The 12,832-nt window shown below is 46.4% G+C and carries 12 protein-coding genes; 5 read left to right on the forward strand and 7 right to left on the reverse strand.

Annotated elements, in window-relative coordinates; translation table 11 throughout:
- Window positions 1–18 precede the first annotated feature (18 nt).
- Complete coding sequence (gene ispH / locus RJ47_RS19770; protein ID WP_038137477.1) at window positions 19–984, forward strand: 4-hydroxy-3-methylbut-2-enyl diphosphate reductase; 966 nt, start codon at window positions 19–21, stop codon at window positions 982–984.
- A gap of 113 nt (window positions 985–1,097) precedes the next feature.
- On the opposite strand, the gene RJ47_RS19775 is transcribed toward ispH, so the two are convergent.
- Window positions 1,098–2,582, reverse strand: a complete 1,485-nt coding sequence (locus tag RJ47_RS19775) for a carbon starvation protein A (protein ID WP_005475862.1) — start codon at window positions 2,580–2,582, stop codon at window positions 1,098–1,100.
- Between the two features lie 201 nt (window positions 2,583–2,783).
- On the opposite strand from RJ47_RS19775, the gene RJ47_RS19780 reads away from it, so the two are divergent.
- Window positions 2,784–3,125 (forward strand): DUF2799 domain-containing protein, encoded by a 342-nt coding sequence (locus RJ47_RS19780; RefSeq protein WP_005475877.1) that lies wholly within the window; start codon window positions 2,784–2,786, stop codon window positions 3,123–3,125.
- 38 nt (window positions 3,126–3,163) lie between these two features.
- On the opposite strand, the gene murQ is transcribed toward RJ47_RS19780, so the two are convergent.
- Entirely contained in the window at window positions 3,164–4,093 is a 930-nt protein-coding gene (gene murQ, locus RJ47_RS19785; protein WP_039486393.1) for an N-acetylmuramic acid 6-phosphate etherase, read from the reverse strand.
- 8 nt (window positions 4,094–4,101) lie between these two features.
- A complete protein-coding gene (locus RJ47_RS19790; RefSeq protein ID WP_039486395.1) occupies window positions 4,102–5,217 on the reverse strand; it encodes an anhydro-N-acetylmuramic acid kinase in 1,116 nt (371 codons plus the stop codon).
- Between the two features lie 100 nt (window positions 5,218–5,317).
- Here RJ47_RS19790 and nagZ point away from each other — a divergent pair, with 100 nt between their 5' ends.
- Complete coding sequence (gene nagZ, locus RJ47_RS19795) at window positions 5,318–6,304, forward strand: beta-N-acetylhexosaminidase (protein ID WP_039486397.1); 987 nt, start codon at window positions 5,318–5,320, stop codon at window positions 6,302–6,304.
- Window positions 6,305–6,349: 45 nt separating this feature from the next.
- Here nagZ and btsR read toward each other — a convergent pair whose 3' ends face one another.
- The gene (gene btsR, locus RJ47_RS19800) at window positions 6,350–7,069 is read right to left on the reverse strand and encodes a two-component system response regulator BtsR (RefSeq protein WP_005475860.1); all 720 of its coding nucleotides are present in this window, start codon (window positions 7,067–7,069) and stop codon (window positions 6,350–6,352) included.
- Window positions 7,070–7,078: 9 nt separating this feature from the next.
- Window positions 7,079–8,755 (reverse strand): sensor histidine kinase, encoded by a 1,677-nt coding sequence (locus tag RJ47_RS19805; RefSeq protein ID WP_005475849.1) that lies wholly within the window; start codon window positions 8,753–8,755, stop codon window positions 7,079–7,081.
- Between the two features lie 236 nt (window positions 8,756–8,991).
- On the opposite strand from RJ47_RS19805, the gene RJ47_RS19810 reads away from it, so the two are divergent.
- Window positions 8,992–10,062, forward strand: a complete 1,071-nt coding sequence (locus tag RJ47_RS19810; RefSeq protein ID WP_038137906.1) for a 3-deoxy-7-phosphoheptulonate synthase — start codon at window positions 8,992–8,994, stop codon at window positions 10,060–10,062.
- A gap of 29 nt (window positions 10,063–10,091) precedes the next feature.
- Window positions 10,092–11,219: a bifunctional chorismate mutase/prephenate dehydrogenase gene (gene tyrA, locus RJ47_RS19815; RefSeq protein WP_005475847.1), complete on the forward strand. Its 1,128-nt coding sequence runs from the start codon at window positions 10,092–10,094 to the stop codon at window positions 11,217–11,219.
- Window positions 11,220–11,265: 46 nt separating this feature from the next.
- Here tyrA and RJ47_RS19820 read toward each other — a convergent pair whose 3' ends face one another.
- Both RJ47_RS19820 and RJ47_RS19825 read right to left on the reverse strand, forming a co-directional pair.
- Window positions 11,266–12,279 carry a M23 family metallopeptidase gene (locus RJ47_RS19820; RefSeq protein ID WP_039486399.1) on the reverse strand — a complete coding sequence of 338 codons (1,014 nt, stop codon included), beginning with the start codon at window positions 12,277–12,279 and terminating at the stop codon, window positions 11,266–11,268.
- Window positions 12,280–12,289: 10 nt separating this feature from the next.
- The gene (locus tag RJ47_RS19825; RefSeq protein WP_005475878.1) at window positions 12,290–12,661 is read right to left on the reverse strand and encodes a PilZ domain-containing protein; all 372 of its coding nucleotides are present in this window, start codon (window positions 12,659–12,661) and stop codon (window positions 12,290–12,292) included.
- Between the last annotated feature and the right edge of the window lie 171 nt (window positions 12,662–12,832).

Consider the following 12,832-nt stretch of genomic DNA (forward strand, 5'->3'; position numbering starts at 1 on the left):
AGCGAAAACATAAACATCATGAGCAATGAAATGAAAATCCTTTTAGCAAACCCACGCGGTTTTTGTGCCGGTGTTGATCGAGCGATCAGTATCGTTGAGCGTGCGTTAGAAATGTATCAGCCACCGATTTATGTACGCCACGAAGTCGTGCATAACCGCTTCGTTGTCGAGGGGCTTAAACAGCGTGGGGCAATCTTTGTCGAAGAGCTGCATGAAGTGCCGGACGATAACATTGTCATTTTTTCTGCTCATGGTGTGTCTCAAGCTGTACGCAAAGAAGCGAAAGAGCGTGACTTAACCGTCTTTGATGCGACTTGTCCTCTTGTGACCAAAGTTCATATGGAAGTGGCTCGCGCGAGTCGTAAGCATATGGAGGTTGTATTGATTGGTCACGCAGGACACCCAGAAGTTGAAGGAACGATGGGGCAGTATGCTAGTGACCAAGGCGGCATGTATCTGGTTGAGACACCCGCTGACGTCGTAGGGTTGAAAGACAAAGTGAAAGACCCAAGCAACCTTCATTATGTAAGTCAAACCACACTATCTGTAGATGAAACGGCGGATGTGATTGAAGAGCTACGCCGAGTATTTCCAGAGATTCAAGGGCCGCGTAAAGACGATATTTGTTACGCGACACAAAACCGTCAAGATGCGGTGCGTGAAATGGCGACAGATGTTGACGTAGTGATTGTTGTTGGCTCGAAAAACTCATCAAACTCAACACGTTTGAAAGAGCTAGCAGAAAAGCTGGGAACACCGGGCTACTTAACGGACTGCCCAGAAGATATCAAACCTGAGTGGTTCGAAGGTAAAGTGAAAGTCGGCGTAACCGCCGGCGCATCTGCACCAGAAGAGCTTGTGAATCAAATCCTTGAACGCATCAAAGAGTTGGTTGGCACCCGTTCTGTTGAAGAAATCCAAGGCCGTGAAGAAAATATGTTCTTTGAAGTGCCTAAAGAGCTACAAATTAAGCAAGTCGACTAGGTTTGCATTAAAACCCAATAAGCCAGCGTTTATCGCTGGCTTTTTTGGTTTTGTCTCTCTAAAGAAAAGGCTCCCGAAGGAGCCTTAAATGTTTGCAAGCGAAGTGCATTAGCTTAGGCAGTTTCTGTGACTGCTTGTGGTTTCTCTTCATCAGCTAAGTCAGTTTCACCTTTACCTTTCGAGGTTTTGATGACGTATGCTGCGATAGCGATGGCGAAGAGGATACCAGAGACTGTAGACACCTGAATCGGTAGCCCAAAGCCTAGTGTGCTGTTGTTAAGGATGAACGTTGCACATACCGTTGTCATGAATAGAGCCGGAACGGTTGTAATCCAGTGCATTTTGTTATGACGAAGTAAGTAAGCAGAAGCGGTCCAAAGCATCATAACGGCCGTTGATTGGTTTGCGAAGCCGAAGTAGCGCCAGATAATACCGAAATCAACTTGAGTCAAAATACCACCAATGACAAACAGTGGAACGGCCATCATTAGGCGATTACGCAGCGCTTTTTGGTCAACGTTAAAGTACTCAGCTAGGATTAAGCGGCTAGAGCGGAACGCAGTGTCACCCGATGTAATAGGAAGGATCACCACACCTAGGAAAGCAATCACACCACCAAACACACCCAGTAAGCCAAATGAAGCGCTGTAGACGACATTACCAGGGCCACCATTTTTCACGGCTTCAGATAGCGCATCTAAGTTGCCAAAGAACGATAGGGCAATCGCACACCAGATAAGAGCAATCACGCCTTCACCGATCATTGCGCCATAGAATACGAAGCGACCGTTTTTCTCATTTTCCATACAGCGAGCCATCAGTGGAGATTGCGTCGCATGGAAGCCAGAAATCGCACCACAAGCAATGGTGATAAATAGTGCTGGCCACAAAGGCATATCGTTCGGGTTAAGGTTTGTAAACATATCGCTGACTTGGAAATCGCCCATCACAGTATGCTCGCTCGAGAAAGCGACCGCAGTCATCAAGCCAACAGACATGAAAATGAGAAGTGCACCAAACAGTGGGTAGAAGCGGCCAATGATCTTGTCGACAGGAACAATCGTCGCGATGATGTAGTAAGCAAAGATAGCAACAACCATAGTCGTCATGCTAACGCTTAGGCTGGTTTGATCATTGATAAGGTTTGTGATCATACCCGCTGGAGCAGAAACGAAAACAACACCAACAAGCAGTAGGAGGACAATGGCAAAAATGTTCATAAAGTGTTTTGCGCCATTACCTAAGTAGCGACCTGTGATAGTTGGGACTGAAGCGCCGCCATTACGCACGGACAACATCCCTGAGAAGTAGTCATGAACTGCGCCAGCGAAAATACAGCCAATCACAATCCAAAGCATGGCAGCAGGGCCGTATAGTGCGCCCATGATAGGACCGAAGATTGGACCTACACCTGCGATGTTCAGCAACTGGACAAGGTAAACCTTTTTGGTCGACATTGGTACATAGTCGACACCATCCGTTTTCGTATGAGCGGGTGTCTGGCGTTTTTCGTTGATGCCAAACACTTTCTCAACGAAAGCTCCGTAAATAAAGTAGCCGCCAATCAATGCCGCCACACAGGTCAAAAACCACAACATAACACTTGCTCCTTAGTATTTAAGCTCACGATGCATATTACGGAAGGATTAAGAAAGAAACATTCGCTTATGAAGTGAGTGGTCGTATCCAGAATTGAACGGTATCGACGTCAGTTAAGTGGTTTTCATCGTTCGTAAGTGGCAATTTGGGGTGTTTAGTGGTTTAGTTAAATAAGAATCCAAGAAAATGAAGAAAAAACAATGAGAAAACTGATTATCGGCTTACTCTCCATCCTACTGGCAGCGTGCTCGGCCTCTCCAGAAGAGCTTGCCCAACAAGGGGATTGGTATCAAATTGGTTATCAAGATGGCGTGGCAGGTCACACTCAGCGCTCCGTCAAGAACCTCTCCCGTCTTGGTTCTGCCAAATATGGGGAATATGAACAAGGGTATATGGATGGAGTGAACGAATACTGTAACCCTAATTTTGCTTATCAGATTGGCTTATCTGGTCAATACTACGAAGGGGTCTGCGAAGGGACTCAATATGGGCAGAAATTCCGTATGGAATGGCAACGGGGTTGGAACGACTTCAATCAATAGTTGGGATTAAGGGAGAGAGGCTCTCCCTTTCGACTGATCTAGGATTGATTGTGGTGATGCTGCACCGCTTTTCGTAGAAAGCCATCTTGGTGATGCAACTGTTTACGAGCAGAGGGAAGATCCATACCTGTTAGAATCATGAGAATCGCCAGTTTTACATCGTAGTCGGTCTGTTCGAGTGTGCTGGTGGCCTGATTTTTATCGCAGTCGGTGGCTTGCATCACGATTCGAGCAGCACGCGCAACCAACTTCTTATTGGTCGCTTTCACATCGACCATGAGGTTTTGGTAACTTTTGCCCAAACGAATCATACTTGCTGTGGTAAGCATATTAAGCACTAACTTTTGCGCGGTACCGGATTTTAATCGGGTTGAGCCGGTGAGCGCTTCTGGGCCAACCACCGGGCTTATCGCAATGTCGGCGATATCCGCAATGGTGGAATCGGGATTACACGAAAGGGCAATGGTCGTTGCTCCCATCTCATTTGCGTACTCCAGTGCACCAATCACATAAGGCGTTCGTCCACTTGCTGCGATGCCGACGACCACATCTTTCTGACTAAACTGGATTGATTTAAGATCATCGACGCCTAAGGTGAGTGAGTCTTCCGCGCCTTCTTTGGCTTTCAAAATTGCACTTGGCCCCCCTGCGATCAAGCCTATGACCATTTGATCGGAGACGCCAAACGTTGGCGGACATTCAGACGCATCCAAAACGCCCAAGCGCCCACTGGTGCCTGCGCCCATGTAGATAAGCCGACCGCCCACTTTGAAGGCTTCGGTGATTTTGTCTACAGCCAGTGCAATTTCGGGAAGCACCTTTTCTACCGCAAGTGGTACCAATTGATCTTGTTGATTAATTCTTTGCACAATCTCAAGGGAAGGAAGAAGGTCGATGTCCATGGTTTCAGGATTTCGACCTTCTGAGACAAGGTGAGAAAGTGCAGCGATCAGTGCATCGTTAGTCATGTTAGGTCCTAATTGTCAGCAAAATACATCACACCAAGAGATACCGCTTTTGAGGCTCCGGTGACTTCGGGAAGATTACTTGGCAGATTATGCATGCGGCGATAGGCAAGCCAAGCAAAGGCCATTGCTTCCATATTGTCGCCGTCGATACCTCGGCTATCTGTTGTTGCCATCTTCCATTGTGGTAACAAGGCTTGTAAGCGATCCATAAGGAGCGGATTACGTGCGCCGCCACCGCAGACGAGTAGTTCTGGTAACAGGCCAGAGGCAAACGCTTCGACCTGCTGAGAAATGGTTAGTGCGCTAAACTCGCATAAAGTGCGTTGGACATCTTCAGCAGATACAGAGTGCTCTGCCAGCTTGCTGTTTAGCCACTCAAGATTGAATAACTCTCTTCCGGTACTTTTCGGCGCAGGTAGCGCAAAATATGGCTCACTTAGAAGATCATTCAGTAGAGGCTGGTGAATATCTCCTTGTAAAGCGAATTGCGCGCCGCGATCAAACGCTAGGCCCAACTGTTTTTGACACCAAGCGTCTATGAGCATGTTCCCAGGCCCAGTGTCGTAACCTAAGACGGCTTTGCCCGGTTGAAGAACTGAAATATTAGCGATCCCCCCAATATTGAGGATGACCGTGGTGGCCTCTTGTGGTTCAAAGAGCGCTTGGTGAAAAGCGGGCACTAAAGGGGCGCCTTGTCCTCCTAACGCCATATCTTTGCGTCTAAAATCAGCAATCGTCGTGATTCCTGTGCGAGCGGCAATGATATTGGCATCACCCAACTGGATCGTAAATGGGAATGGGGCACTAGGGTTGTGGTAGACCGTTTGCCCGTGATTGCCGATGGCGCAAATTTGATCGGCTTGATAGCCACTTTTATCGAGCAAGGCTTGAATTGCATTGGCGTAGAGAACACCGAGCTCATGATCTAGTTGACCAATGTCGACTAAATTGGTGGCTTGACCGGTACAGACGTTAAGGACGCGCTGCTTAAGTTGTTCGGGGTAAGGGTAGTCATTGGCAGCCAATAGCTTGGGCTGCCCAGAGTCCATTTCAATAATAACAGTATCGACACCATCTAGACTGGTGCCGGACATCACTCCGATATATCGCTCTTTTGTCGTCATACCCAAATTTTACTACGCCTGACAGAGATTCCATTGTAAACAGAGAATAATCCTAATACTCTCGGCAGCATAGCGAAAATTCAGTTTGGCTGGAGCAATTATGGGACCATTATGGCTGGATGTGGAAGGCTGTGAGCTAACCGCAGAAGATAAAGAAATTCTAGAGCACCCGACGGTTGGTGGCGTGATCCTATTTTCACGTAATTATCATGATAATCAACAACTCTTGGCACTCAATCAATCCATTCGTCGAGCGGCAAAACGTCCTATCTTAATCGGTGTTGATCAAGAAGGGGGCCGTGTACAACGTTTTCGTGAGGGCTTTACGATCATTCCTGCAGCGCAAGAGTTTGCAAAGCGAGCTGATGGAGAGGTGCTCGCCCGACAAGCTGGCTGGCTGATGGCGGCAGAGCTGATTGCTCACGATATTGACCTGAGTTTCGCACCTGTGCTGGATAAAGGGCATCAATGTAAGGCGATCGGTAACCGAGCGTTTGGCGATGATGTTGAGTCGATAGTACGTCATAGCACCGCGTATATGCAGGGGATGAAGTCAGTTGGAATGGCAACCACGGGTAAACATTTTCCTGGTCATGGTGGGGTGGTGGCAGATTCTCATTTGGAGACTCCGTACGATCAACGTGACACAATTTTTCATGTTGATATGCAGGTATTTAAGGCTCAAATCGACAGTGGCATCTTAGATGCAATGATGCCCGCGCATGTGATTTACCCTCATTATGACGATCAACCTGCTAGCGGCTCTGCGTATTGGTTGCAGCAAGTACTTCGAGAGCAACTTGGTTTTAAAGGCATTGTTTTTTCTGATGATCTCTCTATGGAAGGCGCTGCGATCATGGGAGGTCCAGCCGAGCGAGCTCACCAAGCGATGGTGGCTGGGTGCGATATGATTCTGGTGTGCAACAATCGACAGGCGCAGGTAGAGGTATTAGATAACCTGCCGATTATGGAAACGCCGGGAGCCGAAGTACTGCTCAAGCAGCAAAGTTTTACCTTGTCGCAGGTTCAATCCAGTGACGAGTGGAAGCAAGCATCAGAAGCGATGAAACGCATTACTGAGCAATAAAAAAACCGCCACATTGAGTGGCTGTTTTTTTAAGAAGTTTATAGCTTAATGGAAGCCCAATAATTCTTTGAGACTTTTGAGGTATCGGCGGCTCACGGGCAACGGGTGATCGCTGGTGGTGACAATCTCAGCAAGTCCATTTTCTAATAGTTTTATCTCTTTAATCGCTTGGACATTGATTAAGAATTGTCGATGGCAGCGCACTAAGTTGGTTTTTTCTTCCAGTACTTTTAGTGTCAGCTGAGAGGTCGCCTTTTGCTGCGCCGTTTGCACATGTACACCACTAATATCGCTGTAGGCGAACTCGACTTCTTTGGTCGGGATGATCACGATGCGATTCAAACCAATACAAGGGATTTGATCCAAACATTGTGGAGAGACGGCGCTGATTTGCTCTAACGTATTTTGCTGAGATTTGAGCAAGCGACGCACCGTTTTGTCTAGGCGTTGGGTATCCACAGGTTTGAGCAGGTAGTCAAAGGCGTTATCTTCGAATGCCTGAATAGCGAACTCGTCATACGCAGTGACAAATACCACCTTAGGCATGGTGTCTGGATCGAGCATTCCAAGCAGTTCAATGCCCGTAATTTGCGGCATTTGGATATCAAGGAACACCACATCTGGCTTGAGTTGGTTGATAAATTTTAGCCCTTCAATGGCATTGCTGGCTTGGGCTATGACTTCAATTTTTCCGGTCTCTTCCAAGAGTTCTGTTAACTCTTCACGAGCAAACAATTCGTCATCAATGACTACTGCAGATAGCATGCGTGTACCTTAATACGTGTTTTCATCGGGAATGATAAAGCTCATTCGGGTCGATTGGTTCGCTTCAACTTCAATTGTGAGAGCCGCCGCACGTCCAAATTTATTGGTAAGACGTTTATCAACAATTTGCATCCCTAGTCCAACGTGCTCGTCATGGGGAGGACGATAGCTCCCCGCATTATCCTCGACTGTGATCTGAACGCCGTGTTCTTTCTGTTGGCTATAAATTTTGATTTGGCCACCTTCAAGTAGATGGGAAATACCATGTTTAATGGCATTTTCGACCAGAGGCTGCAATGTGAAGGTGGGCAGTTTACGTTGCAGCAGGTTTTTATCAATATCGATTTCAACTTCTAGTCGATCGGTGAAGCGGGCTTTTTCTATCGTCAGGTAAGCATTCACATGCGCCAACTCTTCTTCTAGCGTTACCGTCTCGATGCTTTGTTTCAAATTACTGCGAAAGAACTGAGACAAATGTTGGATGAGCTCACGTGCTTTGTTGGGATCTCGCCTGACGACGGCACTGATGGTGTTCAATGCATTAAATAAGAAATGTGGGTTGACCTGAGCATGCAACAACTTAATTTCGGCTTGAGCAAGTAAGGTTCGTTTTTGTTGATAGTCGCCAAACAAGATCTGGCTAGAGAGGAGTTGTGCAATACCTTCAGCCATCGACATATTGATGGTCGAGAAGAGTTTACGTTTAGGTTCATAAAGCTTAATCGTGCCGATGACTTTATCACCCGCTCGCAGCGGAATAATCAATGCAGAGCCGAGTTTGCAGTCTGGATTGAGTGAACATTGGTAAGGCTTTTCTTTTCCATCCAGGTAGATAATGTCATTTTGGCCAATTGCATCTAAAGTGCTTTGTGATGAGATGGGGGTTTCGGGCTTGTGGTGATCATCGCCAATGCCGACAAAAGCCAGAATTTTTTGGTCATCAGTGATTGAGACGGCGCCGACATTGGTCTCTTCATAAATGATTCGAGCGATTTTTTCGGCGTTTTGACTGTTGAATCCAGAAGCGAGTATACCGACGGATCGCTCTGCAATATTTAATGCTCGGCGTGAGAAAGTGGCGGAGTATTCTTCAAAAATGGTTTTTCGATCCAGAAGGATACTCATAAACAGCGCTGCACCAACGGAGTTGGCAATGATCATTGGCGCTGCAATGGCGGAGACCAAGTCATAGGCTTGAATAAAGGGTTTGGCGACGATCAAGATGATCACCATTTGGACGATCTCGGCCACTAGAGTTACAGCAAACACGACGCTGGGGTTAAACAGTTGGTCGCTTTTTCCTTTGCGCACAAAGTAGGTATGGAGTAATCCGCCAATCAGCCCTTCAGCAGTGGTCGATATGGTGCACGCCAAGTCGGTGAAGCCGCCGAGCGTGTAACGATGGATACCTCCGGTTAAGCCGACAAAAAATCCCACCACTGGACCGCCGAATAACCCGCCCATCACGGCACCGATCGCCCTTGTATTGGCGATAGCGTCGTTGATCTGCAATCCAAAGTAAGTGCCCATCACGCAAAATAGTGAAAACAACACATAAACCGTGACTTTGTGCGACAGTCGGTTGGAAATGGTAAACAGTGGCAGAAAAATGGGTGTCTTACTCAGCATGTAGGCAAGAACAAGGTAGACACACATCTGCTGAAGCAGGGAGAGAATTAAGTCCATAACTTTTTCAGTTGTTGGTTTTCAACTATTTTAGAGAACTTTCCCTACAGAAAGTATGTTTGACTCGCGATTTTTATCTTTAGATGTAAAAAACACTGCGTGTAAACTAAAATTTACACATGGTGTTTTTTTAAGTTTACGGTTGAAATCTAAATTTAGCCTGTTATTGTGTCGTTATTCCTCGCTCAATATGAAAGGATAATTGAGTGTAAAATTAAATGTACAGGTTTAAAGTTATGCAGAAAAGTGAACTCAGTAACATCAATATCAGTGAAGAACAAGTTCTTATCACACCGGAAGAGCTAAAAGCCAAAATCCCTCTGAGTGATAATGCACGTCGCTCGATTCAAGAATCACGTCAAACCGTTGCCGATATCATTCATAAAAAAGATCATCGCTTACTTGTGGTATGCGGCCCTTGCTCAATTCATGATATAGACGCAGCAAAGGATTATGCGCGTCGCCTTAAAGCTCTTTCTGCAGAGCTAAATGACCAGCTGTACATTGTTATGCGTGTTTACTTTGAAAAACCACGTACCACTGTCGGGTGGAAAGGTCTCATCAATGACCCACACCTCGATGGTTCATTTGATATTGAGCATGGCCTCCATGTCGGCCGTGAGCTTCTAGTGGATCTGGCAGAGATGGAGATTCCACTTGCGACCGAAGCGCTGGATCCAATCAGTCCTCAATACTTGGCAGATACCTTTAGCTGGGCAGCGATCGGCGCGCGTACGACGGAATCACAAACGCACCGTGAAATGGCGAGTGGTCTATCTATGCCAATCGGCTTTAAAAATGGTACGGATGGTAGCCTTGCTACGGCGATCAATGCGATGCAAGCCGCCTCTTCGAGCCATCGTTTCATGGGGATCAACCGAGAGGGTCAAGTCGCGTTATTAACCACCCAAGGAAACCCTAATGGTCATGTGATTTTACGTGGTGGTAAGCAAACTAACTACGATTCTGTGTCTGTTACTGAGTGTGAGCAAGACATGGCGAAGTCTGGCTTAGATGCGTCTTTGATGGTGGATTGCAGCCACGCTAACTCACGCAAAGATTTTCGTCGTCAGCCTTTAGTTGCAGAGGATGTGATTCACCAAATTCGTGAAGGTAACAAATCGATTATTGGCTTGATGATTGAAAGCCATATCAATGAAGGTAACCAGTCATCTGATATTCCGTTAAGTGAAATGCAATACGGTGTTTCTATTACCGACGCATGTATCAATTGGGATACAACTGAGGCACTATTACGTCATGCACACAAAGAGCTTGTGCCGTTTTTAGAAGATCGTCTGAAGTAATCATCGCCGATAAGAGATAAGGAAAGTGAATGGCTGTTGAACTGAACGAGTTGCGTGATCAAATTGACGCAGTAGATAAGCAGATTTTAGATTTATTGGCTCAGCGACTTTCGCTGGTGGAAAAGGTCGGTGAAGTTAAGAGTGAACATGGCTTACCTATATATGCTCCGGACAGAGAAGCAGCTATGCTGGCCTCACGCAGAGAAGAAGCCGAGAAGAAAGGGGTGCCACCTCAACTTATCGAAGACATTCTGCGTCGCACAATGCGTGAATCTTACGCCAGTGAAAAAGATTCGGGTTTTAAGTGTCTCAATCCAGAATTGCGTTCAGTGGTCATTGTCGGTGGTAATGGCCAATTAGGTGGTTTATTCGGACGAATGTTTAAACTGTCTGGCTATGATGTAAAGGTGTTGGGCAGTCAAGATTGGCATCGCGCTGATGAGATTCTCGAAAACGCAGGTATGGTTGTCGTAACTGTGCCTATTCACCTGACAGAGGGTGTGATTGAAAAGCTATCCCAACTTCCGGATGACTGCATCCTATGTGATTTGACCTCGATTAAATCCAAGCCGCTGCAAGCGATGCTAAACGTCCACTCGGGGCCAGTTGTGGGGTTGCACCCAATGTTTGGTCCGGATGTCCCAAGTTTGGCTAAGCAAGTGATTGTCTACTGTGATGGTCGTGGTGAAGAGCATTACCAGTGGTTGCTGAAGCAGTTCTCTATTTGGGGAGCAAGTTTGTGTCAGATTGATGCTAGTGAGCACGATCATGGTATGACGTTGATTCAGGCGCTGCGACACTTTACCTCGTTTGCCTATGGCTTACATTTGAGCCGTGAAAACCCAAGCATCGATAAGCTGCTGAAGTTAAGTTCGCCAATCTACCGTTTGGAGCTGGCAATGGTAGGAAGGCTGTTCGGTCAAGATCCGAACCTTTACGGCGATATTATCCTCTCTTCGGATGAGAACATTGCCATGATCAAGCGCTTCCACCAATGTTTTGGTGAGGCATTACAAGTACTCGATAGCAAAGATAAACAGGCATTTGTCACCAGTTTTAATAAGGTGAGTGACTGGTTTGGCGATTATTCTCAGCAGTTTATGAACGAGAGCCAGAATTTGCTCAAACAAGCCAACGATTCTATCCATCGAGGGTAAACAGCAAAAGAGCGACCATTTGGTCGCTCTTTTTTGTTGGAATAATCTATTGAACGGTTACGTTCTCGATTGCTTGCTCTGGCTCGTTTTTTACCGTGCTGACCGAGCTATCTTGATAAGGTTTATTGGTCAAGTTGACTTGAAGTCTAACCGTGTTATCAATTAACTGAACGAGCGGTCCCCATTTTACTTTTTTCTCTTTCTCAAAGAGGTAGTTAAAGTTTTCAGGGCTCCAGTCCATTGTGTATTGCGGGTTGAGCGCTCTGCCTAAGAAGCGTACCTCGTAGTGCAGGTGCGGCCCTGTCGAGTTGCCAGAGTTACCACAAGTCGCAATCAAATCCCCTTTGCTGACAAACTGACCGCTGCGTACTTTAAATCGGGACAAATGCGCGTATGAGCTCATGAATCCGAAAGAGTGACGCAAGGTGAGATAATTGCCGTAGCCTTTTGAGCTTGGGCGTACTGTCTCAACCACACCATCTGCTGGGGCGTAAATTTCTTCTCCGCGCTTGCAGGTCAAATCGATCCCTGTGTGCGTGTGGCGCTTGCCGGTGATGGGGTTGGTGCGGCGGCCGTAAGAAGATGAAATACGCAAGTACTCCATTGGCGTATCGTTTGGAATCATACGAAACATGGTTGCTCTAACCGCGGAGTCAACGGCTGCGGCGTCCAAACGATCTTCTAAGTTTTGTTCACCCAGACTTTCTTCATTGGCGAGTCCTAGTACCGACTCCACATCGAATACGCGCTTACCGAGTATCTGGATTTCGTTTTTCTTATCTTCGAGCTCTTGAGTGACCGCATGAGTTTCGTTGACCTGCTCTTCATAGAGTTGCTCGAGTTCGCTTCGCTCTTGCTCTGAGTAGGTTAGCTGAGTCATCAAGAGGCTGTAGTTATGCTGGGCTGCGCGTTTCTCTTGCCAAGTCTGGTAAAAAAATGTGCCGCAGGCCACAACTGCAATCAAGAGTGTAGATAGGAGTATTATTAAGCTCTTTCTAGAGACATGAAAATGTTGTACCCCAGAAGCATCTGGGATAAAGATGGTAATTTTATTGGACATACTGCTTTCGTTAGGTGTATTCACCTAGGTCAGACAAGTGCTCGATATCACGATGCAATAACTCATCATCACCTACATTGAGTTCAATTAGTCGCTTGAGATGCCCGATACTTTCAATATCAATATGATCAATGCTGAGACGGATCATATTGTTATTAACCCCAACAATGTTCCCTACGAGTTGGATCGTTACATCACTTCCTGGAAGCGAAAATTCTACATCGATTTGTTCATTCGCATTGAGCAGGGCGGCTTGTTCACAGCTAATCAATAAGCCATGTAACGACAAGTCACTGATTGAAGCTTCAACAGCATTCATTGCTTGCTTCAGTACTGCTGGGGCGCGATAAACAATACGCGAAAAACGACGGCGTTCTATCATAGTTTTCTCTCTTAATTTGAACTCTCAGAGTAACAAAATTAAAAATACAGCTATGCGGAGTCGTTCGCATTATTTAGCATCATCAATCAGAATAATTATCCGTATTGTGAGCTATATAATAAAGGCCGCTAATTTAAGCGGCCTTTGAACAAATTTCAAGCGTTAACGTCT

It is taken from the genome of Vibrio sinaloensis (assembly GCF_000808535.1).
Taxonomy (GTDB): Bacteria; Pseudomonadota; Gammaproteobacteria; order Enterobacterales; family Vibrionaceae; genus Vibrio; species Vibrio sinaloensis_D.

Coding starts and splice junctions, on each gene's coding strand:
- RJ47_RS19820 (WP_039486399.1), bottom strand. CDS start 12,279: ATGTCCAATAAAATTACCATCTTTATCCCAGATGCTTCTGGGGTACAA.
- RJ47_RS19780 (WP_005475877.1), top strand. CDS start 2,784: ATGAGAAAACTGATTATCGGCTTACTCTCCATCCTACTGGCAGCGTGC.
- ispH (WP_038137477.1), top strand. CDS start 19: ATGAGCAATGAAATGAAAATCCTTTTAGCAAACCCACGCGGTTTTTGT.
- tyrA (WP_005475847.1), top strand. CDS start 10,092: ATGGCTGTTGAACTGAACGAGTTGCGTGATCAAATTGACGCAGTAGAT.
- RJ47_RS19825 (WP_005475878.1), bottom strand. CDS start 12,661: ATGATAGAACGCCGTCGTTTTTCGCGTATTGTTTATCGCGCCCCAGCA.
- RJ47_RS19775 (WP_005475862.1), bottom strand. CDS start 2,582: ATGTTGTGGTTTTTGACCTGTGTGGCGGCATTGATTGGCGGCTACTTT.
- btsR (WP_005475860.1), bottom strand. CDS start 7,069: ATGCTATCTGCAGTAGTCATTGATGACGAATTGTTTGCTCGTGAAGAG.
- murQ (WP_039486393.1), bottom strand. CDS start 4,093: ATGACTAACGATGCACTGATCGCTGCACTTTCTCACCTTGTCTCAGAA.
- RJ47_RS19805 (WP_005475849.1), bottom strand. CDS start 8,755: ATGGACTTAATTCTCTCCCTGCTTCAGCAGATGTGTGTCTACCTTGTT.
- nagZ (WP_039486397.1), top strand. CDS start 5,318: ATGGGACCATTATGGCTGGATGTGGAAGGCTGTGAGCTAACCGCAGAA.
- RJ47_RS19810 (WP_038137906.1), top strand. CDS start 8,992: ATGCAGAAAAGTGAACTCAGTAACATCAATATCAGTGAAGAACAAGTT.
- RJ47_RS19790 (WP_039486395.1), bottom strand. CDS start 5,217: ATGACGACAAAAGAGCGATATATCGGAGTGATGTCCGGCACCAGTCTA.